Below are 21,467 nucleotides of genomic sequence, written 5' to 3'. Positions count from 1 at the left end.
TCCGGCTGGGCCGGCGTCGGCTCTCGAAGCAGGGTCGTCCGCTCGTGAGAGCGGCCCGTCTGACTTCAGAAGAGGTCCTTGTGGGGCACGTCGGTGACCAGTCCGCCGTCCATGACGAACTCCGAGCCGGTGGCGAATGACGACTCGTCGCTGACGAGGAACACCACAAACGTGGCGACTTCGTCGGGCTTACCGGGACGGCCGAGCGGGGCCGTCACCATATCGTCCGGGAAGTGCTTGGTCATCGGCGTACGGATGAAGCCCGGGTGGATCGAGTTGACCCGGATGTTGTCCTTGCCCAGTTCGATGGCCGCCGACTTGGAAATCCCGCGGACCGCCCACTTGGACGCCACGTACGGGTGCACCATGGGCGCGCCACGCAGCCCCTCGATGGAGGAGACGTTGATGATGGATCCGCCGCCGGCTGCCCGCAGTTGCTCCACGACGGCCTGCATGCCGAGGAACGTCCCGGTCAGGTTGACGTCGATGACCTTCTGCCACTTGGTCATGTCGAACTTGCCGATCTTGCCCAGGGCGACGATGCCGGCGTTGTTCACCAGGGCGGTGAGAGAGCCGTAGTTGTCGACGGCGGTGTTGACCGCGGCCTCCCACTGCTCGGCGTCGGTGACATCGAGGTGGACGTAGCGCACGGAGTCCCCGAGCTCGGCGGCCAGCGCTTCGCCCTTCTCGTCGAGGATGTCGCCGATCACCACCTTGGCGCCCTCGGCCACCAGCATCCTGGCGTGTGCGGCGCCCATCCCCTGAGCTCCGCCGCTGATCAGTACAACTTTTCCGTCCACGCGTCCCATGGGGGCTCAGGCTACCGCACCCCCGATCTGAAACTAGAACATGTTTCAATTTTTCCGCGAAGCCCGCATACTCTCTGAATGGCTATTCGCGTCGCACTCGTGGGCACCGGAAACTGTGGCCGGATCGCTTTGACCCAGCTGATCGAGGACGATCGCTTCGAACTCACCGCAGTAGGGGTCTCTGCGGCGGAGAAGGTGGGTGTCGACGCGGGCGAGTTGGCCGGCCTCGACGTGGTCACCGGTATCGCTGCCACCGCGGGACTCGACGAGGCACTGGCCACCGGGCCGGACTGTTTGGTGTACACCGCGATGGGCGACACCCGGCCGGTCGAGGCGACCCGGGATGTCGTGGCGGCGCTGGCCGCAGGGGTCAATGTGGTCGGGTCTGCTCCCGGCGGCCTGCAGTTCCCCTGGGGTGTGGTGCCCGGCAAGGTGATCGAGCGCGTGGAATCCGCTGCACAGCAAGGGAATGCGACGGTCTTCATCACCGGTGTCGACCCGGGATTTGCGACCGACCTGATGCCGTTTGCCCTCGCCGGTACCTGCCAGCGGATCGAACAGATCCGCACCATGGAGATCGCCGACTACGCGTCCTACGACGGCACCGAGGTGATGTCGGCGGTCATGGGCTTCGGAAATCCGATCGACCAGCCGGGCCTGCTGTTGCTACCGGGTGTCCTCGGTGCCGCTTGGGGAACCGCCATCCGGATGCTGGGTGCCGGGCTGGGCGTCGAGATCGACGAGATCACCGAGAACTACGAGCTGGAGCCGGCGCCAGAGGACATCGAGGTGGCCAGCGGTGTCATCGCCAAGGGCACCGTGGCGGCCATGCGCTTCGAGATCAACGGCATGGTCGACGGCAGAGCTGTGGTGGTGGTCGAACACGTCACCCGGGTGCGTGGTGATCTGCGACCGGATTGGGCGCAGCCGGCGCAGGCCGGCGGCTCCTACCGTGTCGAGATCACCGGTGAACCGTCGTACGCCGTCGACATCTGCCCGAGCAGCAGCCGCGGTGACCACAACTATGCGGCGATCCAGATCGCGGCCGGGCGGATCGTGAACGCCATCCCCGACGTGGTGGCCGCGCCGGCCGGTATCCGGACCGCGCTGGACATGCCGCTGGTCACCGGGAAGGGTGTCTACCGCCGGTCCTGATGACATTGCGGCGGTGTCCGCCTGTCGATTCCGGACGACCACCGGTGGTGTCGTGCGGCAGTGTCAGAGTGCGGCTTTGTCAAAGGGCAGCTTTGTCAGAGGGCGGCGGCGTCCTCCGCAATCGCTTTGGCCCACCGGTAGTCGGCCTTTCCCGCGGGGGAGCGCATCACCTTCGGAGTGCGGATGAACTCTTTCGGGATCTTGTAACGCGCGATCATGCGCCCGCAAACCTCGATCAGCTCGTCGTCGGTGACCTCGGTGCCCTCGACCAGTTGGACGACGGCGACAACCTCACTGCCCCAGCGTTCCGAGGCGCGGCCGGCGACGACCACGTCGTAGACGTGCGGGTGTGCGGCCACCGCCCGCTCCACCTCCTCGGCGAAGATCTTCTCGCCGCCGGAGTTGATGGTCACCGAATCGCGGCCCAGCAGTTCGATCCGGCCGTCATCGAGGGCGCGGGCTTTGTCGCCAGGAACCGACCAGCGCACCCCGTCGATCGTCGGGAACGTCCGTGCCGTCTTGGCGGCGTCGCCGAGGTATCCCAGCGGGATCAGATCCCGGCGTGCCAGCCAACCCTCACCCTCGCCGGGGGACAGGACGCGGCTGAAGTCGGCGGCGACGACGGCGGTGTCGGGCTGCGGGTTGAAGACCGGTGAGGTACCCGTTTCGTCCCCGGCGACCGTGTTCATCTGCTGCCCAGCCTCGGAGGACCCGACGGCGTCGATCAGCAGCAAATTCGGAAGCGCGGCCCGGATGCGCTCGCGCACCGTCGGTGACATCGGTGCGCCGCCGTTGGTGATCGACAGCAGGCTCGACAGGTCGTAGTCGCCGGTCTCTATCTCGTCGATCAGCGGCCGGGCCATCGCGTCACCGACCACCGGGATGCTGAGCACCTTCTCCCGCTCAACCAACCGCAAAACGTCGGCGGCACGCAACTTTTCGACGTCGTCGGGGATGGCAATCCAGCCGCCCATGGTGATGATGTTGTACGCCGCCCATTGGGCGGCGCCGTGCATGAACGGCGGGAGCATCAGGATCGACATCGCGCCGGCGGCCGCCTTGGCGCGCTCAGCGATCTCGTCGTACGACGTCATGGCGGCGGTACTGCCGAACGGCCGCCCACCCATCGCGGAGATGAAGATGTCGTGCTGACGCCACAGCACCCCCTTCGGCATCCCGGTGGTGCCGCCGGTGTAGAGGATGTAGAGGTCGTCACCGTCCGGTGTCGGCAGACCCTCGACCGGCGCGGGGGTCGCGATGATCGACTCGTAGTCCACCGCGCCGGGTAGCAGCGGGTTACCCGAGTGATCGGCCACCTGGATCAGGACCTGCAGGTTGGGCAGCCGGTCGCGGATCTCAGCGACCCGTGGCGCGAACTCGGCGTGATAGATCAACGCGGTGGCCGAGGAGTCGTTGAGCAGGTAGTGCAGTTCCTCCTCGACGTAGCGGTAGCTCACATTGAACGGGGCCACTCGCGCCCGATATGCAGCGATCATCGACTCGAGGTATTCGTTGCCGTTGCGCAGATACAGGCCCACATGGTCCTGCCCGGATTCGTGGCCCTGCAGTTCGTCGCGGTGGGTACGGCAGCCCAGCCCAACCGAATTCAGGTAGTGGGCCACTCCGTCGACGCGGGAGTCCAGCTGCGCATACGTCAGTCGGCGGTCCCGCCACAGCACGGCCGTGTGATCGGGGATCGCGCCGGCGACGGTGGCGAAGACGGTTGACAGATCGAAGCTGGCGCTGCTCATGGCACTCCCGGGCGGCGGTGGTCGGGGCAGGTCACCTTCCAATTTAGAACACGTTCTAGTCAATGGGTGTCGAGGTTCACATTGCCGGGCGGTCAGGTCTTTCTTTTCCGCCAGATGTGTTCGACCGGGCAGCCGCCGTGCTGCCCGGTCGACGCGGTCAGTCTTTGCGTTCCCGCCAGATGCGTTCGAACGGCAGCCGCCAGCTGTTCGGGGCGATCAGCTGGTGGATCGAGTTCGGCCCCCACGTGCCCTGCGGATAGGTCTTGACTGGGGGCGGATCGTCGAGCAGTTGCTCCGAGCGCTCCCACAGCGATTCGATGCCCTCGGCGGTGGTGAACAAGGTGTGGTCCCCGCGCATCGCATCCAGGATCAGCCGCTCGTAGGCCTCGAGCACGTCGTCGGAGTATTCGGTCTCCCTGGTGGAGAACTGCATGGACAGCTTCTCGAGTTTCATCCCCGGCCCGGGGCGCTTGCCGTAGAACGACAACGACACCTTCGACGAGTCGGCGAGATCGAAGGTCAGGTGGTCGGGTCCCTGCGAGCCCACGCCGGATCCGGCCGGGAACATGGTGCGCGGCGCTTCTTTGAAGGCGATGGAGATGATGCGCTGCCCCTCGGCCATCCGCTTACCGGTCCGCAGATAGATCGGAACGCCGGCCCAGCGCCAGTTGTCGATCGCGACTTTGAGTGCGATGAACGTCTCGGTATCGGAATCCCTTGCGACACCAGGCTCTTCGCGGTAGCCCGCGTACTGTCCGCGTACTACGTGAGCGGTGTCGATCGGCAGCATCGACCGGAACACCTTGTTCTTCTCTTCGCTGATCGCCCGCGGTTCCAGCGCGGTCGGTGGTTCCATCACCACAAACGCCATCACCTGGAACAGGTGAGTGACCACCATGTCTTTGTAGGCTCCGGTGCTCTCGTAGAAGTTGGCGCGCTGATCCAGCCCGAGCGTCTCGGGGATGTCGATCTGGATGTGATCGATGAAGTTGCGGTTCCAGATCGGCTCGAACAGCCCGTTGGCGAACCGGAACGCCAGGATGTTCTGGGCCGCCTCCTTGCCCAGGAAGTGATCGATACGGAAGATCTGCCGTTCCCGAAACGTTTGGTGCACAAAGTCGTTGAGCTCCACCGCACTTTCCAGATCGGTGCCGAACGGTTTCTCCATCACCACCCGGGAACGTTCCACGAGGTTGGCGTCGCGCAGCATGGTGATGACCGCCCGCGCGGCCTTCGGCGGCACCGACAGGTAGTGCAGGCGCTGCACGTCGGGGCCGAGTTCAGACTCGGCCGAGGCGACTGCGGCCGCCAGTGCCTCCGGCCCGGCGCCCTGCGGCACGTAGCTGACCTGTGAGGCGAAGGTCGCCCACTCGTCTTCGGTGAGTTGGTGGCTGCCGAAGTCTTCGATGGCCTCCCGGGCCAATGCCCGGAACTCCTCGTCGGTGAAATCCTCCAGAGATGTGCCGACCACCCGGATCTTGGGGGCCAGAGCGGATTTCACCAGGTATGCCATGCCGGGCAGCAGTTTCCGCTTGGCGAGATCGCCAGTGGCACCGAACAGCACGATCACGTGGGGAGCGAGCGCATCTTCGCCGCGGCGCCGGGAGCGCGCACCGGGGGCGGGGTAGGCGATGGTCTGTGGGTTCTCAGTGGCCATCTGACGGATGATCCCATCGTCTGGGTAGCAGCGCAGGTCCACTCGGTGAACTCTTGGTGATCTCACCGGTGAGTTCGTCGGTGGCGCAGCGATTTGCCGCCCGAAGTGCGATCCTGTGACCCCGGACCCGAGGTCGGCTATGCCGGGCGTGCCTCGGGTAGGTTGTCGTCGGTCGATGGCCTCGGTTGGAATGGTCGGTACCACCACCAGTTGGCGTGTTCGCCGGTGGGGCCGGGGCATGGTGGAACGTTGGGTGGGGTGTGGTCGGGGGTCGGGTCAAGGACCTGGATTCAAGCTTGCGGCCCGACGCGTCGGTGACGAGCAGGTGTTCGGCGGGTCCGGTGAGGCTGATGAGGCCGCGGGTGGCACCGCAGCCGGGTACCGCACAGCAGCGGTCTCGGTGTTCGAGGGCGCGGCGGAGTCGGCGGCTGATGGTGCGGGTTTCCCGCCCTGCTCCGATGGGTTGGCCGGCTTGTTCGAACCACACTTCGCAGGTGGCATCACAGCTCAGGTACTGGCGTTCGGCGGTGCTGAGCAGCGGACCCAGATGCAGCGACCCGACCTTGGCCTCGATGTCGACGTGGACGACGATGGTGGTGCGTTGCCCGTGGGGTCGGGCGGAGACGTCGGTGTCCCAGCCGGCCTGTATCAGGCTCATGAACCCGTTCACCGGATTCGGAAAGGGCGGGGTGGTCTCCGATGGCCTGTCGGCGTGGTCGCGTTTCCACGCCGCGACCAGTGCATCCTGATGCGAGGCCAGGGCGGCATCGAAGACTGCTGCCTCGTCGTGCGGGAGGGTGATGTGCCAGGTGCAGCCCTGCTCATCGGGGGTTTTGGTCAGTGACCGCGTCGGTTCGGGTTCCGGCGGTTCGGGCTCCGGCGCGGGTTCGGATTCAGATTCGGGTTCGGCTTCAGGGTCTGGCGCAGCTTCGGGTTCGGGTTCGGGTTCGGGGCGTGGTTCCAGGGCGACGGCGGTATGGATCTGAGTGACGGTCGCGTGTTCGATCAGTTGGGCGTAGTGCGCGTCCGATCCGTCGGCGGCCCGCTTGGCGATCACCGCGACCTGGTCCAGCGATACCCGCCCGTCGCGCAGCGCGGCCACACACCGCGGGAATTCCCCGGCCCGACTCGCCACAGCGGTGATCGTCGCCGCAGTGGTCGGAGACACTCCGACCTTCCATGCCACCAACGCCGTCACCGACCGCGCCCCGGTGGCACCCCACAACTCGTCACGGTCGATCTCGGCGACGATTTCCACGATGCGGCCGTCAATCGCATTGCGATGTCCGGTCAACTCGGCCAGTTCGTCGAACAACACCTCGAGCCGCTTACCGGGAGTCATCCCGGCAGCGGTCAAAGGTGTTGCGGTGGAAGACATACCCCATCAAAGGAATACCCCATCAAAGCAGAAGGGTCCGACAGGATTGGGTCACCGAAGCGAGGCCGGACTTCGAGGCCAGGGCGAGTGGCGCGGACCGGCCACCCGCTACGACAAACTCGCCATCGTCTATCGCGCTGCCGTCGTCCTCAGCGCATAGTTACCCGGATGCGCTCCAGCGATACGCCGAGCTTGCTTTACTGGCAGCTGTTAAGGTCCAGGACCATGGCGAAGATTGCAAAACAGACCGGGCGTTTCATCGGAATCGCAGCGGTGGGTGCTGCTGTGGTGCTCTCGTCGAGTGCCGGGGTGGCGCTGGCAGAGGATTCGAATGTAGTGCCCCAGGCGCTGTTGGACACGCATTGCACACTGGATCAGCTGATGGCAGCGACCAAGATTGCAGATCAGCCGGTATACGACGCGATCGTGTGGAAGTACAGCGAAGAGACACCGTGGGTTCAGCAGCATGCGATCTACCACATGAACTTGTTCCTGCAGAAGGACGCCGCTGACCGGCAGGCCGAGGTCAACGAACTCGCCTCCTTCTTCCCCGAATATGCCGCGTTGTTCAGCACACAGGACTCGGTAGCAGAGGCAGTTGCGGCGCAGTGCTCCAGCTTGCCGCCGCAGGATCCCTCGGTCTGGGTGCCCGGCACTGCGCCGGCCGCCTAGACATTCTCCATTCAGAGCGCCGGACTCCACGGAACGGATGCGGGCTCTGTTCACGAAGCCGAGTGAGGCTCAGCTTGGGCGAATACGCCCGAGCTGAGCCTCGCGGCATTTGGTGCGCCGGTACTGCTAGGCGTTGACGATGATCGGGTCGCCCACGCTCACCGTGTTGAAGTACCAGGCCGCGTTGTCCGGGCTCAGGTTGATGCAGCCGTGACTGACGTTGGCGTACCCCTGGGAGCCCACCGACCACGGCGCTGAATGCACGTACACCCCGCCCCAAGTGACGCGCACGGCGTAGTCGACGTCGAGCTTGTAGCCCTCGGGCGAGTCCAGCGGAATGCCGATGGTGCGTGAATCCATCACCACGTCCCGTTCCTTGGCCAGTGCGGTGAACGATCCCACCGGTGTCGGGTATTTCGGTTTGCCCAGCGAGGCCGGCATCTCGCGGGCCACCACGCCGTCGATGCTGACGGTGAACGTATGCGCCGAGATATCGGCGACACCGAGTACAGCAGCCCCGGTGTTGAAACTCAGGGGAGTGTTCCCGACTGAAAGCCGAATGGTGGAGTGCGCGGGCCAGTATTCGTCCGGGGTGAAACGCACTGTGTCGGAGTCCAACCAATCGAATTGACCCGTAATGCCTTTCGGATCGAGCACCCGAATGGAGTCTTCAATCGCGCGGCGGTTCACCGGGCCGGCGACGGTGATGTCCACCGGGTGCGCAATGCCCACGACGTCGGCTGCCGCGGGTACCACCTGGGTGACCGTCGGGCTGGGTACTGCCGCGGTGGCGGAGGCACTGGTGGCGGTGACGAGGCCGCTGACGGCGACGACGAGGGCGAACCGAAGCGTTGTACGCACGTGACCATCCCTTCGCTGAGGTGGACCACCGATGGTAGTGGTTCGCTACCAACTCGTCGCTGAACTGGGGATTGTTGTTACAACGCAGAATCGTGCAAGCGCGCTGTGGATGCGTTGGCCGGCATCAGATCACCGCCGGATTTCGTCCAGCCCTCGCAGCTCGGGACGCTTGGCGGATTTGCCGTGGCCGGGTGGGCGGCTGCGCAGCGTGCGCCAAATCCATGGCGCCAGCATGTTGCGGGTCCACTGCGCCTGCGCACGCATGCGTTCGGTGGTTCCCGATTGCTGTCCTGCGCCACGGGCTATCGCCCAATCATGATTGCTGTCAGGCAGTTCCAGCGCTTCGGCGGCCGCGTCGGCGAACAGCTGGTGGCCGTACGGCGAGGCGTGCATGCGGTCGATACTCCACACTTCGGAATCCATCATCGATGGCGCGGTGAACAGATCGACGAGCCCAAAGCCGTGCTGTGCGGCCGAATTGGTGATCACGGCGTTGATCTGCTGCAGCCGTGCCGACAGCACCCGACCCACCGGCAGGATCTTGGCCACGTCGGGAAACGTCGTCGTCACCACCGTGGCGCCGGTCTCGGCCAGCCGCGTGTACACCGTCTCCAGCTCTACCAGTGCGGTGTCGAACCAGCGGCCCGGGCGCACCATGTCGTTCATGCCCACGCAGACCGTCACCAGGTCGGGGCGCATGGCCAACCCGGCGGGTAATTGGTTGTCCAGGACGTCGCGGGTGGTGCGGCCGCGCACCGCCAGGTTCGCGTACTGCAGGCCGGGATAGAGAACGTTCAGCCGGGCCGCCAACCGGTCGGGGAACCCCCGCAGGCCGGTGTTGTCGTCACCGTCCCAGAGCCCTTCGGTCTGACTGTCGCCGAGCGCTACATAGCGGGTGTACGCCATGCCGGGCACCTTAGCGAACCTCAGAGCCAGTCTCGGCGACGGAACATCACATACAAAACGACAACTAGGAGAACGATCAGTGCCGAGCTGACGACAAACCCTGCCGCGCTGTTGAATCCGGGGTAGAGAACGTTCTGCCCGTAGAAGCCGGTGATGGCCGTCGGCACCGCGATGATGGCCGCCCAGCCGGTGAGCTTCTTCATCACCGTGTTCAGGCGCGCATCCTGGAGGGAGAGGTTGGTCTCGAACACCGTGGTGATCATGTCGCGCAGTGATTCGGTCCATTCCGAGGCACGCAGGACGTGGTCGTACAGATCGGTGTACAGCGGGTCCAGTTCGGGTGCGCGGTGGTTCTCGGCGCGGTGGTGCTGGATGGTGTTGACCACCTCGCGCATCGGTAATACCACCCGGCGCAGGTTCACCAGGTCTTTGCGCAGGGCGAAGCTGCGGCGCTGGATGTTGGCGTCGCGTTTCGGCGGGTCGAACAGGGCGTCTTCGAGGCTTTCGATGCCGTCATCGAGTACCTGTACCGCGTCGAAGTGCCCGTCCACCACGACGTCCAGCAGCCCGTGCACCAGCGCGCCGACACCGTACTGCTGGCCGCCGAGGTCATCCCAACGGTGCAGCACCTCGTCGATGTCCCAGCGCGGCGTCAGACGCACCGTCACCAAGGCTTGTTTCAGGACAAACGCCGAGATGCGGTGTTTGGTCAGCAAGCCTTCTGGCTCGTCGGTGGGTGTGGCAATGTCGACGGCGTACACCGTGAAGAAGGTGTGGCTGGGGTAGACGGTGGCCTTGACGCGTTCCGAGGGGGCGACGGCATCTTCGACCGCCCAGATATTGAGGCTCAATTCCTGAGCCAGCGCCTGCAGGGCGTCGTGGTCGGGGTCGTACATGTCGACCCACACCAGGGTGTCCGGTTCGGTGAGATAGTCGGAGATACGGTCGAAGTCGAAGTCTTCCTGCAGTTTTCCGGACCGCCAAACCCGGCCCTGCAGCTCACATCCCGGCGGGGTCACCGCGCATCCATCGCTTCTGCCATGTCTGTTGCCCCGTCTTCGCGCAGTCCGTTGATGACACCCTGTTGGTCGGCTTCCGAGCGATTCTGGCTCAGTTTGGCTTTGGCCTCGACGGTGTGGACGGTGACCTCGATGCCGACGATGCCCTTGAGTTGGCCGTCGATGAACGGCTCGGGTGCGTCGGTGGTCTGCCACGGTTGTTCCCGGCCGGCTTCGTGAGCTTTCGTGAGCCGGTCGACGGCCTCACGGAGCCACTGTGGGTCTTCGTGCAGAGTCACGGTTCCGGTGAGGTGCACCGCGCTGTAATTCCAGGTGGGGACGACGCGGCCGTGCTCGGCCTTGGCGGCGTACCAGGACGGGCTGATGTAGGCCTGGGTCCCGGTGCAGATCAGCAGGGCGGGGTCACCGTCGGTGATGCTGCGCCACTGCGGGTTGGCGTTGGCGATGTGAGCGATCACGGTGCCGTTGTCCCACAGAATCGGTAGCAGCGTCGAGACCGGCACGCCGTTGGCTACGGTCACGAAGTCGGCGGTGCCCACCGCGGCGACCAGCGCGCGGATCTCCTGATCGTCGTCGAGGCGGTTTGCCGGCGGAACGTACATGCCCGTCAGGCTAGTCCCCAGGTGGCGATGCGTTCCACGGAGATCTCGATGACGGGGCCGTCGAGTGGGACCTGTTGATATTGATCGTATTTGGTTCGAAGCTCGTGGAGTGCTTCGGAGTTGTCGGTGATGGTGGCTTGGCCATCGACGCGGATCCACCACAGCTGGGTCCAGTCGTCGTCATAATGGTCGACCAGCAGGCTGACCTTCGGGTTGGCTGTGATGTTGGCCAGGCGCTTGAGCCGGGTGGTGGACTTGGGCTTGCCATCGACGGCCGTAACGATGGTGTCCTGGAGTACCGCGAACACCACCGGCACCAGGTGAGGTGTGCCGTCCCGGCCGACCGTCGCCAGGTGGGCGACCTTGGCTTCGGTGAACTCTTCCGGCAGCTTCGCCATGGTGTCAGCCTAGGTGAGTCATCATGGAGAGATGCAGATCAGCGTTCTCGAGTACACCGGTGACCCGTTCTCCATCGACGCCTACGTCGCTCAGCTCGCGATGCTGCGTGAGGAAGGCTTCGCTCGGGTGTGGAGCACCCAAATGCCCTACGAACGGGACCTGCTGACCGCTTTGGCGGTGGGGATGCGGGAGGTGCCCGATATCGAGGTGGGCACCGGCGTGCTGCCCATCCAGAACCAACATCCCATGCTGATGGCTCAACGCGTTCTGACATTGAATGCGATTGCCGGAGGCCGTTTCACGCTCGGCATCGGCATGACCCATGCCGCCGTGACCGAAGGCATGTGGGGGATTTCGTGGGGTAAGCCGATTCGGCGGATGAATGAATATCTGGACGGGTTGCTGCCGCTTCTGTCCGGTCAGCCCGCCGATGCGACGGGTGAGCTGGTGACCACCCGTGGATCTGTCATGGTGCCGAATGCTCCGGCGCCGGATGTCTACATTGCGGCCCTGGGGCCGCAGATGCTGAAGCTGGCCGGTAAGCGAACTGCCGGCACGGTGACCTGGATGACGGGACCCGCGACGTTGGGGGAGCACATCGGTCCGGTGATTCGTGCTGCGGCAGAGGAAGTCGGGCGGACTGCGCGAGTGGTGGCAGCCTTGCCTGTGAGTGTCACGGATGATGTTGCGGGGGCTCGGGCTCTGGCGGCTCAGCAGTTTTCGATGTACGGGCAGCTGCCGTCGTATCGGGCGATGCTGGACCGCGAGGGCTTCGCCGGGCCCGAGGACGCGGCGCTGATCGGGTCCGAGGCCCAGGTGTCCGAACGGTTGGAGACGTTGCGTGCTGCTGGGGTGGATGAATTCGTCGGTGCGACGTTCGACCCGTCCCCGGAGGGGCGCGCTCGGACCCGGGCGTTGCTGCGGAGCTGGGCCGGCTAGATTCCACCGCACACCGACGGTGCAAACGGCACCGGAATCGGTATGCATACCCCAACGCCGAAGCCTGGAGTGAGGTCACCGTTCCACACCGGTGGAGGCGGTGGCGGAGGCGGCGGAAGTGGCGCCGCCACACAGGTGTTGGTGGCTGGATCCAACACCGTGCCCCAGCCGCACTCAGCGGCATTGGATTGGCTCGGTGCCACCAGCGTCACGAATGCCAGCGGCGCCAACGACGACGCCGCGATGATCTCCAACCGGTGAATTGTGCCCGCCATGGCAGGCCTCCCTCGAACTTCCCCGACTTGGGTTAGATGTCGATTTTACGTCCATCGCGACGCCAGGAACTGGGGGATTGATCCGTTGATCGGCACCGAGGCAATAGTGGCTTCACTGAAGGTCATTCGTGTGCGGCAGTAAGCGGTTCCGGCCGAGGTCTGGCAGCCTGAGCCGCGCCCAGGCTGCTGGTCAGCGGGCGGCGTGGCTGATCAGTCGCGCCACCCGTCTCGTGCATCGACCTTCTGCTGATGTAGAGCCGCCAAGATGGCGCGGTAACCATCGCCCTCCAAGTCGATTCTGAGGGCCTCGAACGCGGTGTCGCCGCCGACCTGCAAACCGTCGAGCATGGTCCGGTGCAGTTCGACGAAGCGGTCGAGCGCAAAATTGGGGCGCAGAACTACGATCAGCAAGCGCAGCTCGTCCAGGCAGCCGGCGTGGGCCGAGATCAACCGCGAATTGGCCGAGGCTGCCACGATCTCCGCATGGATGCGGCCATGGGCTTCGGTGAGCTCCTGCCACTCGACATCGGGCGGCAGCGAAGCCATCTTGTCGAAGGCCCGCTCTGCCCGACTGAAATCAGCGTTGTGCTGCAGTGCAATCCGAAGGCTGCCGAGTTCGAGTGCCGATCGGTAGCCGAAGACCTCGTCAACCCGGGAGCGCGTGAGCCGGGGCACGATGGCACCGCGGTTGCGTTCATGTTCGAGCAATCGGGCGTCGGTGAGGATCTTGATCGCCGCGCGGATGGTGTAGCGGCTGCGTTGGAAGCGGGCGCTGAGGTCCTCCTCCCGCAGTCGATCGCCGGGCTGCATGTCCCCGTTGAGGATCTCTCGTCGCAGTTGCTTGGCGACCTCGTCGGATGCGGAGGGGTTGTCAGAGAGTCGAGCCATGGTCTCAGCATCTCACCATGAACGTGGGGGGATGCGGCGAGATCCCGGGTGGAAGTCACGACCGCTGCTGTGTCTTCCACCCGGGATTGCGACCGCTCGGGGTCAGCGCGGTGCTTCGTCGACAGCCGTCGGCTCCACGGGATGGGTGTCGGTCAGTGAAGTCTGGGGCCGGTCGCGTAGCAGCGCAACTGATACGACGCTGAGGAACACCAGCCCGCTGAGGAGAACGCCCACGGCGATACTGCCGAAGCTCGCCACCAAGGCTCCGGCGACCAATGGCGGCACGGCACCACCGACGACCCCGGCGAGGTTGAACGAGAGTGCGGCGCCGGTGTAGCGGTAACGCGTTTCGAAGAGCTCGGGGAGGAATGAACCCACGGGGCCATAAGCGATACCCAGTAGCAGGAACATCACGCTGACGCCGAAACCGAACGCGAAGACGCTGCCGGTGTCCACGAGCGGGAACAGCACCAGCGCCCAGGCCACGGACAGCCCCATGCCGATGAGAATGAGCTTCCGCCTGCCCCAGGCGTCGCACAGGATCGCCGAGATCACCGTGGTGACCGCCATGGCCGCGCCGCCGATGATGCCGACGGTCAGGACTTCGGTGCGGTTGTGGCCCAATTGCATTGTGCCGTAGGACATCATGTAGGTCGCCGACAGGAAGAACGACGCGAATACGCCGGTCATTGCGCCCGTGCCGAGCAGGACCCGCTTCCACTGGTTCTTCATCAGGTCGAAGAACGGGGCGGGTAGTGGAGTGCTGGCGCGCTGCACATCGGCTTTGAATGCCGGTGTCTCGTCGATGGACACCCGGACGTAGAGGCCGATGATGACCAGGACGGCACTGAAGAGGAATGGCACACGCCACCCCCACTCGATGAACGCTTCGCTGTCGTCGCCGAGGGTGACATTGGTGATCAGGAAGGTCAGTGAACTCGCCACGAACGCCGTGGACGGACCGAGCTGGGTCGCCATACCGTAGGCTCCGCGACTCTTGGGGGGTGCGTACTCGGCGGTCAGAAGTGCCGCACCAGCCCACTCACCACCGACGGCGAAGCCCTGCAGGAGGCGGAGCAGAACCAAGATGATGGGTGCTGCTATACCGATGGAGGCTGCGCTGGGCAGCAAGCCCACTCCGAGAGTGGCCAAGCCCATGATGAGCAGCGTTGCCACCAGAGTCCGCTTGCGTCCCAAGCGGTCTCCGAAGTGTCCGAATACCGCGCCGCCGATCGGCCGGGCGATGAAGGCGACTCCGAAGGTGGCGAATGACGCCACCGTTCCTGCTGTTTCGCCGAGCGCGGGGAAGAAGATCTTCGGAAACACCAACGCGGCGGCGGTGCCGTAGATGTAGAAGTCGTAAAACTCGATCGCTGTGCCGGTGTAGCTCGCGAGCGCCACCCGCTTCATGGTCGGCCGCGGGGCGGTGGCCGGATCTGTTCTTGTCATGGGCATTCTCCTGAACCAAACCGTGAAGTCAGCGCAGGGCCCAGTGCGGAAACCCTCGGCACACTGTCTTCAGTATTGTGATGCAATCTGATCGGTAATGTGACACAAACAACGAATCTAAGCAACTGTGATGGGTGGAACAGCTTCGCTGAATCCGGGCCCCTGGATCGTGCTGTCATCAATGGAGGGAAGCGGTAGCGCGATGACTTGGCCCGACGGAGACAGTCGCCCGGCCGTTCGGGCCGCAATGCGCAGTGCCGCCGGTACAGATCTGCCACGCGACGCACCTCGTGACCGCCGCGTTACTCTGCACTGGCAGAGCGGATTCGAACGCTGCCCGGTTCTAGGTCGGTGAGCGTGTTCCTCCCGAGGAGTTGCATGGTGCGCACCGTCTCGGTGCGCAGAATGTTGATTGCACGGTCGACGCCATCCTCGCCGCCGGCCATCAGTCCGTACAAATAGGCGCGCCCGACCATGGCCGCGGAGGCGCCGAGGCCGCGTGCGGCGATCAGGTCGGCTCCATTGCGGACGCCGGTGTCGACCATGACCTCGCAGCGGCCATCAACTGCGGCAACAACCTCCGGCAAGAGCTCAAGTGGAGTCGGCGCGCGGTCCAACTGACGTCCGCCGTGATTCGATACCACCACCGCATCCGCGCCGAGGTCGACCATCATCCGGGCGTCCTCGGCACTCTGGATGCCCTTGATGATCAACTTCCGCGACCACTGGGACCGTAGCCATGCGAGGTCGCCGGGGCCGGCGGAGGGATCGAAGATCTGCGCGATCAGTTCTGCGACGGTTCCGTTGAATCCGGTGATGGACGCGAACTTCAGGGGATCGGTGGTCAGGATGTTCATCCACCAGCCCGGGCGGATCGCCATCCCGGCGAACGTGCGGAGACTCAGGGATGGCGGCAGGGTCAGCCCGTTGCGCACATCGCGCATGCGTGCGCCACCGACCGGAGTATCGACGGTGAGGACCAAGGCCTCGAAGTCCGCCTTCATGGCTGATTCGACCAAGGCCGACGTCGCATCCCGGTCTTTCCAGAGGTACGTCTGGAACCACTGACGCGCCAGCGGTGCGCACCGGTGAACCTCTTCCGGGGACGTGGTGCCCATCGCCGAGAGGGTGTATGGAATACCTGCGCGTGCGGCCGCCCGGGCCACCGCGATCTCGCCTTCGTGGTGCAGCATCCGGGTCAGTCCGGTCGGGGCGAGGACGAGTGGCAGCGCGGAGCTCTCGCCGAGGATCGTCACTGAGGTGTCCACCGAACTGACGTCGCGGAGCACACGCGGTGAGAACTCGACCCGGTCGAAGGCGGCTCGCGCGCGCCGCATGCTGATTTCCTGTTCGGCACCGCCGTCGACAAAGTCGAAGACAGCCTTTGGCAGTCGGCGCCGGGCGACCTCACGTAGATCGCCGATGGTCTGCGCCCGATCCAGGGGGCGACGTTGCCACAGTCCGCTAGGGCGTCGAAAACCTAGGTAAGGCTCCAGATCTGACCATCGTGTCACCCGCCGCCGGACCTTGCGCCGACGCGAGAGATCTGGGATCTCGGTCTTGCTGTGCAACGTCGCTCCTCGTCGGCCAGCTGTATTGTGTCACAATTAGTGTGGTTGGTGTCACAATATTGCGACCGTCGGGAAAGGGCAACTATGGACGCGAACGCACAGGTCGACGTTGCGGTAGTAGGAGTCGGAGCAGTGGGGACGGCCTTGGCCGTAGCGCTGGCCAACGCGGGTCTCTCAGTGCTGGCCTGCGACCCCTACTTTGTCGCCGACCGCCCCTTGGCGGTGATGAGGCCCGATGGAACAAGACAAATCGCGGAGTGCCTGCATGTCACTGACCCCAGTCAGGTGGCGTCAACGGTGCGCTGGATTGTCGTGGCGACAAAACTTCAGGACAGCGCCGGTGTATCCGAATGGCTGAAGCGCCTCAGCAGAGCTGAGACCATTGTGATCGCCGCTCAGAACGGGATCGACCACGAGGAGCGACTGAGTGGGTCGACACCGGGGGTGGTGGTGCCGGCGCTGATCTACCTCAACCTCGACCGGGCTCCCGGTGGTGAGGTGATCGTCCGGCGGACGGGCCGCGACATCGTGGTGCCGGATACCGCAGCCGGTCAGCAGGTGGCGAGCTTGTTCTCACCGACTGATCTCGAGGTGGAGCAGGAGAAGGACTTCACTACCGCGGCCTGGGGCAAACTCTTGGCGAACGCGAGCGTGAACCCCCTGACAGCGTTGACCGGACGCACCTGTGAGGTGTTGCGAGATCCGCTGATCAACAAGCTGACTCGCTTGCTTCTCGACGAAACTGCGGAAGTGGGCCGCGCCGAAGGTGCCGCGCTGCCGGCCGAGACAGTGGCCGAAACTCTTGCCTGGCTCGACAAGCTTGCCGACGAGGCGAAGACCTCGATGCTGGTGGATCGATGGGGCAAGCGTGAACTGGAATGGGAGGGGCTGACGGGTGCGGTGGTCCGGGCTGCCGACCGCCACGGCCTGGCGGTCCCAGCCACCCGGACCATCGAGGCCTTGCTATCGGCAGTGTCTGGGCGCTGATTTGGGCGCACGTGTGTAACTGCCCATTCAGAACCGTCGGCACCTGAGTGGTCCACCACGCGCCGGCCGTCGAAGGGTCGATGATCGAGACCTACCTGGTGGGGCCGTGCGCCACACCCGACCACGGTCAGCTTGCGCACTGAGATCGGCGGGCCGGGTTGGGTGTGTGTCGCTCAGCGTGCCGAGTGGGCAGGAAAATCCGCGCTGCGAGAGAGAGTTTCGTTGGTCCGGATGTCGGCTAGGGTCTGTTCCAGCGTATCGATGACGGCGTCGTAGCCGCTGTTTCCCAGGACCAGCCGGCGGGGCGGCGGATCTTGAGCCATCGCCGCGATCACCGCACGGGCGCCGCGGTGCGGATCGCCGGGTTGCGTCCCGTCCATCTCGACGAAGGCGGTGCGGACCTGCTCCAGCATGTCGTGATACTCCGGGATCGGTTCCGCTACCGGCTCGTTGGCGAAGCCGGCGTAGGCGTTCGTGCGGAACGCTCCTGGTTCGACCGTCAACACGGAGATGCCCTGCGCAGCCACCTCGTCGCGCAGGGCATCGGTGATCGCTTCGATGGCGAACTTCGTCGCGCTGTAGTAGCCAAATCCGGGCGCTGATACGAGCCCGGCCACCGAGGACACGTTGATGATCCACCCGTTGCCGCGGGCACGCATCCCCGGCAGCACCGCACGCGTCACCGACAGCACGGCGAAGAAGTTCAGTTCGAACATCGCCCGCAACGAGGACTCGTTCATCCCTTCGATCGATCCGTACCAACCGCGGCCGGCGTTGTTGACCAGCACGTCGATGCCGCCGAAGTGCTCTTCTGCGGCATGCACCGCACGCTGCACCTGCGCGGCGTCGGTGAGTTCCAGCGGCACCACGAGAACGCGGTCGCCGTACTGCTGCGCCCACGTGTCCAGCTCCTGCGGGCGCCGGGAGGTGAGTGCCACACGGTCGCCGGCCTCGAGTGCGGTCTCGGCGAACGCCATCCCGAAGTTGCCGGGCGTGCCGCCGGTGATGAACCAACGCCGCGTCATGGCTCGATCACCACCCGGCTGATCACAGTGCCGTCGAGGGTGAAGCGGTAGTGCAGGTCGGCGACCCCGCCGGGGAAGTTGCCCTCCAGGTGCTGCCCGACGTCGACGGTCGTGTCGGTGGTGGTCGCGCCGGTGAATGCGGTGGTGTAGGTGTACTCACTGACCGAGGTGGCGAGCCAGACTCCGATCTTGTCATGGCCCTTGTAGTCGTGGCCTTCGTCGGTGACCACGGCATCGGTGGTGAGTGTGGCCAGCGCTCGGTCCACCTCTCGGGCGTCGAGCGCGGTCATGAACGTTTTTATGGTGTCCGGGAGTGCGTCCCATTCTGTGGTCATGACCCCACGGTGGATCTTCCCCCAAGGGGAAGGTCAACCCCCGGCCGGAGAATTGTTGAACTCGCGCCCGCAATCTTGACCTTGCCCTAGGGGGAAACTGCACGATGGTCCTAGCCAATAGGCGGGCGACAGACCGCAGAGGAGGACGCCATGGGCGCACGGGTTTCGATCGGTGACTTCGCGGTGATGACCAGCCTGAGCAGGAAGGCGCTGCGGCATTACCACGACATCGGCATTCTCGAACCAGCCCACATCGACTCTCACACCGGCTACCGCTTCTACGACACCGGCCAGGTCGATCATGCCCACATCATTCGCCGGTTCCGATCGCTTGGCATGTCCATTCCCGACATCAAGGCGCTGCTGAGCACAGAAGACGCCGCGGCCCGCACCGAGATCATCACCACCCATCTCGAACAGATGGAGGAGCAGCTGCAGCAGACACGTGACGCCGTTGGCGCGCTGCGCGAGCTGCTTTCTCCCGTAACCACTCCCGCCCACGTGGAGTTGCAGCTCAAGCCGGCGTTCGCGGTGTGGTCCGTCGGCGCCATCATCGAGGTCTCCGAGATCGACAGCTGGTTCGGGATGGCGCTGGGGACGCTGCGGGAGGCAGTCGCGACGGCAGGAAGCGCACCTCTCGGGTTCGTGCCGGGCGGTCTCTACGACCGAGCGCTGTTCCTCGAATCTCGGGGATCGGCGACTCTCTTCGTTCCCGCGCCGCAGTCCGCGCAGCCTCCGGAGGGCGTCCGCGCGGAGGTCTTGCCTCAGGCCGAGTTCGCGGTGCTCACCCACTCCGGCGGTCACGACGGCATCGACCGCAGTTACGGGGCTCTGGGAATACATGTGAACGAGCATCTGATCAGCGATCAGGGACCGATCCGCGAACACTACCTCGGCTCCACGCCTTCGGAACCCTACAACTTCACCGCCACAGAGATTTGTTGGCCGATCTTCAGTACCACCCCACCGCCAGGATGACAGCAGGCCGCGGCCAATACGTGACCCGGAACAGGTTGTGACGCAGAACCATCCGTCCGACCCGCATCAACCCCGAACAGGGCACCGGCCCCGCCGCGATCACCGCAGCGCCTGTTGGTGCGCGACTCCGAAGGAGACAACTGACGTGTACGAGCAGTTCGGCACCTACGGAGCGTGGCTCAATCCCGCACTGGGCGACGCACCCCGTATCGAATACGCCCCGCAACTCGAAGAGCTGGGTTGTCAGACAATCTGGGCAGCAATGCCTTCCTCGCTCCCGAGCACAAGGTAGTGCTGACCGAAGACGATGGCGAGGCGCGAACGATCGGCCGCTCCGCCGTCCGAAATCTCTACCTCGGCTTGGCCAACTACACCAACAACCTGATGCGGCACGGGTTCGCCGAGGCGGATGTCGACGGATCAGGCAGCGACACACTCATCGACGCCCTGGTCGCCCACGGCTCCCCGGAAACGATCTACGCCCAGATCAACGAGCATCTCACGGCCGGAGCCAACCACATCGGCATCCAGATTTTTGCCGAAGACCCCACCGCCTCACCGGTGCAGGCCTTCCGCGCCTCGGCCGAGCACCGTCCCGATCAGTGAGACGCACTCGAAAGCATGGAGACGCGGATTCAGCCTGAGTGGAACGACTACCGGCCCGCCCGCGCCGCCTCCACCAAAGCCACTGATGCCGCACGCATCTCACCCACGGCATCCAACCGCTGCGGGTAACCCACCCGGGTGTAGGCCACCCCGCGCGGGGTGGTCACCTTCAGATCCAACCCGTAGCGATCTGCCCCGGTGCACAGCGCCGCCGTCGCATCGGGGAAGCCGCCAAGAGCTCGAGCCATCAACGCCAGGGAATCGGCGTGGTCGGCATTCAGATGCGCAATCGCGCCGGCAGCGTGCAGCGTCACCGGATCTGGTTCGGCCGCAGCGTAATCAGCGCCGACAGCAGAATCCATCCGGCCGTAACCGCCGACCCAGCGGACACGGTCAACGCGCAACACCCATAGCGCGAAGTCGCTGTACTCGATGTAGTACTTGGCCGCGGGGACGGCGGCCACATGGGCGGCGCGGGCGGCTTCGAGCTCGGTGCCCACCGGTTGTGAAACCACACCGGCGAGCGTGATCCGGGCGTTGGCCAGCGGATCGGTGTCGGTGGCGGGAGCGACGACGGCGATGCTGGCACGCTGATCGCCGGCCAGGTTGCGGCCGTGCTCGGCCATCGACGACACGCACAGCACGGGGGAGCCGTCGAGCAGCCCGTAGGTCACCAGCGATGCCCACGGGTCACCGTCGCCGGTCAGTGAAGCCAGGATCCCGGTGTTGGTGGAGGCGGCGATGGTGCGGGCTTCCTCGGCGGCCGACGGCCGCACGGGGTTGACGGCCTCGGTCAGCGGGGGAGGAATGGACGGCGCATCACCGGGGTCGCCGTGGTCGCGGTTAGCCACCCGTCAGACTGTACGCCCCAGCCAGGACAGCACGGGCGGTGCAACAGTCTCGACCGCGGACTCCGCGATGATCCAGTGCGGCAGCCCGGGGTGTATCTGATGCTGGGCCCCGTAACGACGGGCGATGCGTCGTGAAATCCATTGCGCAACATTGCGATCTGATCCGGCGCTGACATTCAACACCGGACACGTCACGTCGGCGGCCTTCACGCGGGTAGCAGGTGCACCTAGTGGTGTGTCACGCAAATAGCTAACTGCATGTTCGGTATTCTTCGTGGGTGAGCGCATCACCAGCAGCGGCCCTGTCGATGACGGCGGCCGAGCGTGAGACTTTGGAGACGCTGGAGCGGTCGC

21 protein-coding genes and 1 pseudogene are annotated in these 21,467 nt (G+C 65.1%); 6 read left to right on the top strand and 16 right to left on the bottom strand.

What is annotated here, in order from left to right; translation table 11 throughout:
* Positions 1–65: 65 nt before the first annotated feature.
* The gene (locus tag WBB07_RS04705) at positions 66–809 is read right to left on the bottom strand and encodes a glucose 1-dehydrogenase (protein WP_526305228.1); all 744 of its coding nucleotides are present in this window, start codon (positions 807–809) and stop codon (positions 66–68) included.
* Positions 810–887: 78 nt separating this feature from the next.
* On the opposite strand from WBB07_RS04705, the gene WBB07_RS04700 reads away from it, so the two are divergent.
* Complete coding sequence (locus WBB07_RS04700) at positions 888–1,964, top strand: NAD(P)H-dependent amine dehydrogenase family protein (protein WP_526305226.1); 1,077 nt, start codon at positions 888–890, stop codon at positions 1,962–1,964.
* A gap of 95 nt (positions 1,965–2,059) precedes the next feature.
* Here WBB07_RS04700 and WBB07_RS04695 read toward each other — a convergent pair whose 3' ends face one another.
* From WBB07_RS04695 to WBB07_RS04685, 3 genes and pseudogenes are all read right to left on the bottom strand, one after another.
* A complete protein-coding gene (locus WBB07_RS04695; protein ID WP_526305224.1) occupies positions 2,060–3,715 on the bottom strand; it encodes an AMP-binding protein in 1,656 nt (551 codons plus the stop codon).
* Between the two features lie 157 nt (positions 3,716–3,872).
* On the bottom strand, positions 3,873–5,372 hold the full coding sequence (gene zwf / locus WBB07_RS04690; RefSeq protein ID WP_526305222.1) for a glucose-6-phosphate dehydrogenase: 1,500 nt from the start codon (positions 5,370–5,372) through the stop codon (positions 3,873–3,875).
* A gap of 137 nt (positions 5,373–5,509) precedes the next feature.
* Positions 5,510–6,750 (bottom strand): annotated as a pseudogene (locus WBB07_RS04685) (DUF222 domain-containing protein).
* Positions 6,751–6,975: 225 nt separating this feature from the next.
* On the opposite strand from WBB07_RS04685, the gene WBB07_RS04680 reads away from it, so the two are divergent.
* On the top strand, positions 6,976–7,422 hold the full coding sequence (locus WBB07_RS04680; protein WP_526305220.1) for a DUF5078 domain-containing protein: 447 nt from the start codon (positions 6,976–6,978) through the stop codon (positions 7,420–7,422).
* 126 nt (positions 7,423–7,548) lie between these two features.
* Here WBB07_RS04680 and WBB07_RS04675 read toward each other — a convergent pair whose 3' ends face one another.
* The 5 genes from WBB07_RS04675 to WBB07_RS04655 form a co-directional block, all read right to left on the bottom strand.
* Entirely contained in the window at positions 7,549–8,283 is a 735-nt protein-coding gene (locus tag WBB07_RS04675) for a L,D-transpeptidase (protein WP_526305218.1), read from the bottom strand.
* Between the two features lie 129 nt (positions 8,284–8,412).
* Positions 8,413–9,189, bottom strand: coding sequence for an SGNH/GDSL hydrolase family protein (locus WBB07_RS04670; protein ID WP_526305216.1), 777 nt, complete (start codon positions 9,187–9,189; stop codon positions 8,413–8,415).
* A 20-nt stretch (positions 9,190–9,209) separates the two neighbouring features.
* Entirely contained in the window at positions 9,210–10,208 is a 999-nt protein-coding gene (locus tag WBB07_RS04665) for a magnesium transporter CorA family protein (protein ID WP_526305214.1), read from the bottom strand.
* On the bottom strand, positions 10,205–10,810 hold the full coding sequence (locus WBB07_RS04660; RefSeq protein ID WP_526305212.1) for an FMN-binding negative transcriptional regulator: 606 nt from the start codon (positions 10,808–10,810) through the stop codon (positions 10,205–10,207). Before WBB07_RS04660 ends, WBB07_RS04665 begins: the two co-directional genes overlap by 4 nt.
* Before the next feature lie 5 nt (positions 10,811–10,815).
* Positions 10,816–11,208 carry a TIGR03668 family PPOX class F420-dependent oxidoreductase gene (locus WBB07_RS04655; RefSeq protein ID WP_526305210.1) on the bottom strand — a complete coding sequence of 131 codons (393 nt, stop codon included), beginning with the start codon at positions 11,206–11,208 and terminating at the stop codon, positions 10,816–10,818.
* Between the two features lie 31 nt (positions 11,209–11,239).
* Between WBB07_RS04655 and WBB07_RS04650 the strand changes: the two genes are divergently transcribed.
* Entirely contained in the window at positions 11,240–12,148 is a 909-nt protein-coding gene (locus tag WBB07_RS04650) for a TIGR03564 family F420-dependent LLM class oxidoreductase (RefSeq protein WP_526305208.1), read from the top strand.
* Here WBB07_RS04650 and WBB07_RS04645 read toward each other — a convergent pair.
* The 4 genes from WBB07_RS04645 to WBB07_RS04630 form a co-directional block, all read right to left on the bottom strand.
* A complete protein-coding gene (locus tag WBB07_RS04645; protein ID WP_526305206.1) occupies positions 12,145–12,423 on the bottom strand; it encodes a hypothetical protein in 279 nt (92 codons plus the stop codon). The two genes, WBB07_RS04650 and WBB07_RS04645, sit on opposite strands and share 4 nt — an antisense overlap.
* Before the next feature lie 210 nt (positions 12,424–12,633).
* Positions 12,634–13,311 (bottom strand): GntR family transcriptional regulator, encoded by a 678-nt coding sequence (locus tag WBB07_RS04640; protein ID WP_526305204.1) that lies wholly within the window; start codon positions 13,309–13,311, stop codon positions 12,634–12,636.
* A gap of 102 nt (positions 13,312–13,413) precedes the next feature.
* On the bottom strand, positions 13,414–14,760 hold the full coding sequence (locus WBB07_RS04635) for an MFS transporter (RefSeq protein WP_526305202.1): 1,347 nt from the start codon (positions 14,758–14,760) through the stop codon (positions 13,414–13,416).
* A 302-nt stretch (positions 14,761–15,062) separates the two neighbouring features.
* On the bottom strand, positions 15,063–16,331 hold the full coding sequence (locus WBB07_RS04630) for an alpha-hydroxy acid oxidase (protein WP_526305200.1): 1,269 nt from the start codon (positions 16,329–16,331) through the stop codon (positions 15,063–15,065).
* An 84-nt stretch (positions 16,332–16,415) separates the two neighbouring features.
* Between WBB07_RS04630 and WBB07_RS04625 the strand changes: the two genes are divergently transcribed.
* Positions 16,416–17,318, top strand: a complete 903-nt coding sequence (locus WBB07_RS04625; protein ID WP_526305198.1) for a ketopantoate reductase family protein — start codon at positions 16,416–16,418, stop codon at positions 17,316–17,318.
* Between the two features lie 173 nt (positions 17,319–17,491).
* Here the strand turns inward: WBB07_RS04625 and WBB07_RS04620 are convergent, their stop codons facing one another.
* Both WBB07_RS04620 and WBB07_RS04615 read right to left on the bottom strand, forming a co-directional pair.
* Complete coding sequence (locus tag WBB07_RS04620) at positions 17,492–18,343, bottom strand: SDR family oxidoreductase (protein ID WP_526305197.1); 852 nt, start codon at positions 18,341–18,343, stop codon at positions 17,492–17,494.
* Positions 18,340–18,678 (bottom strand): nuclear transport factor 2 family protein, encoded by a 339-nt coding sequence (locus WBB07_RS04615; protein WP_526305195.1) that lies wholly within the window; start codon positions 18,676–18,678, stop codon positions 18,340–18,342. The genes WBB07_RS04620 and WBB07_RS04615 overlap by 4 nt, the downstream gene beginning before the upstream one ends.
* A gap of 150 nt (positions 18,679–18,828) precedes the next feature.
* Here WBB07_RS04615 and WBB07_RS04610 point away from each other — a divergent pair, with 150 nt between their 5' ends.
* Complete coding sequence (locus WBB07_RS04610) at positions 18,829–19,656, top strand: MerR family transcriptional regulator (protein WP_526305193.1); 828 nt, start codon at positions 18,829–18,831, stop codon at positions 19,654–19,656.
* A gap of 240 nt (positions 19,657–19,896) precedes the next feature.
* On the top strand, positions 19,897–20,262 hold the full coding sequence (locus WBB07_RS04605) for an LLM class oxidoreductase (protein ID WP_526305191.1): 366 nt from the start codon (positions 19,897–19,899) through the stop codon (positions 20,260–20,262).
* Between the two features lie 47 nt (positions 20,263–20,309).
* Here the strand turns inward: WBB07_RS04605 and WBB07_RS04600 are convergent, their stop codons facing one another.
* Complete coding sequence (locus tag WBB07_RS04600) at positions 20,310–21,113, bottom strand: HugZ family pyridoxamine 5'-phosphate oxidase (RefSeq protein ID WP_526305189.1); 804 nt, start codon at positions 21,111–21,113, stop codon at positions 20,310–20,312.
* Positions 21,114–21,467: the final 354 nt, after the last annotated feature.

The organism is Mycobacterium sp., from assembly GCF_049647605.1.
Lineage (GTDB): Bacteria > Actinomycetota > Actinomycetes > Mycobacteriales > Mycobacteriaceae > Mycobacterium.
Note: the sequence above shows the minus strand (reverse complement) of the source record. Positions and strands in the feature narration are given on the sequence as shown.

Bases quoted from the DNA above. Each gene is read 5' to 3' on its own strand.
- WBB07_RS04705 (WP_526305228.1), bottom strand. From the start codon at position 809: ATGGGACGCGTGGACGGAAAAGTTGTACTGATCAGCGGCGGAGCTCAG.
- WBB07_RS04700 (WP_526305226.1), top strand. From the start codon at position 888: ATGGCTATTCGCGTCGCACTCGTGGGCACCGGAAACTGTGGCCGGATC.
- WBB07_RS04695 (WP_526305224.1), bottom strand. From the start codon at position 3,715: ATGAGCAGCGCCAGCTTCGATCTGTCAACCGTCTTCGCCACCGTCGCC.
- zwf (WP_526305222.1), bottom strand. From the start codon at position 5,372: ATGGCCACTGAGAACCCACAGACCATCGCCTACCCCGCCCCCGGTGCG.
- WBB07_RS04680 (WP_526305220.1), top strand. From the start codon at position 6,976: ATGGCGAAGATTGCAAAACAGACCGGGCGTTTCATCGGAATCGCAGCG.
- WBB07_RS04670 (WP_526305216.1), bottom strand. From the start codon at position 9,189: ATGGCGTACACCCGCTATGTAGCGCTCGGCGACAGTCAGACCGAAGGG.
- WBB07_RS04660 (WP_526305212.1), bottom strand. From the start codon at position 10,810: ATGTACGTTCCGCCGGCAAACCGCCTCGACGACGATCAGGAGATCCGC.
- WBB07_RS04655 (WP_526305210.1), bottom strand. From the start codon at position 11,208: ATGGCGAAGCTGCCGGAAGAGTTCACCGAAGCCAAGGTCGCCCACCTG.
- WBB07_RS04650 (WP_526305208.1), top strand. From the start codon at position 11,240: ATGCAGATCAGCGTTCTCGAGTACACCGGTGACCCGTTCTCCATCGAC.
- WBB07_RS04645 (WP_526305206.1), bottom strand. From the start codon at position 12,423: ATGGCGGGCACAATTCACCGGTTGGAGATCATCGCGGCGTCGTCGTTG.
- WBB07_RS04640 (WP_526305204.1), bottom strand. From the start codon at position 13,311: ATGGCTCGACTCTCTGACAACCCCTCCGCATCCGACGAGGTCGCCAAG.
- WBB07_RS04635 (WP_526305202.1), bottom strand. From the start codon at position 14,760: ATGACAAGAACAGATCCGGCCACCGCCCCGCGGCCGACCATGAAGCGG.
- WBB07_RS04625 (WP_526305198.1), top strand. From the start codon at position 16,416: ATGGACGCGAACGCACAGGTCGACGTTGCGGTAGTAGGAGTCGGAGCA.
- WBB07_RS04620 (WP_526305197.1), bottom strand. From the start codon at position 18,343: ATGACGCGGCGTTGGTTCATCACCGGCGGCACGCCCGGCAACTTCGGG.
- WBB07_RS04615 (WP_526305195.1), bottom strand. From the start codon at position 18,678: ATGACCACAGAATGGGACGCACTCCCGGACACCATAAAAACGTTCATG.
- WBB07_RS04610 (WP_526305193.1), top strand. From the start codon at position 18,829: ATGGGCGCACGGGTTTCGATCGGTGACTTCGCGGTGATGACCAGCCTG.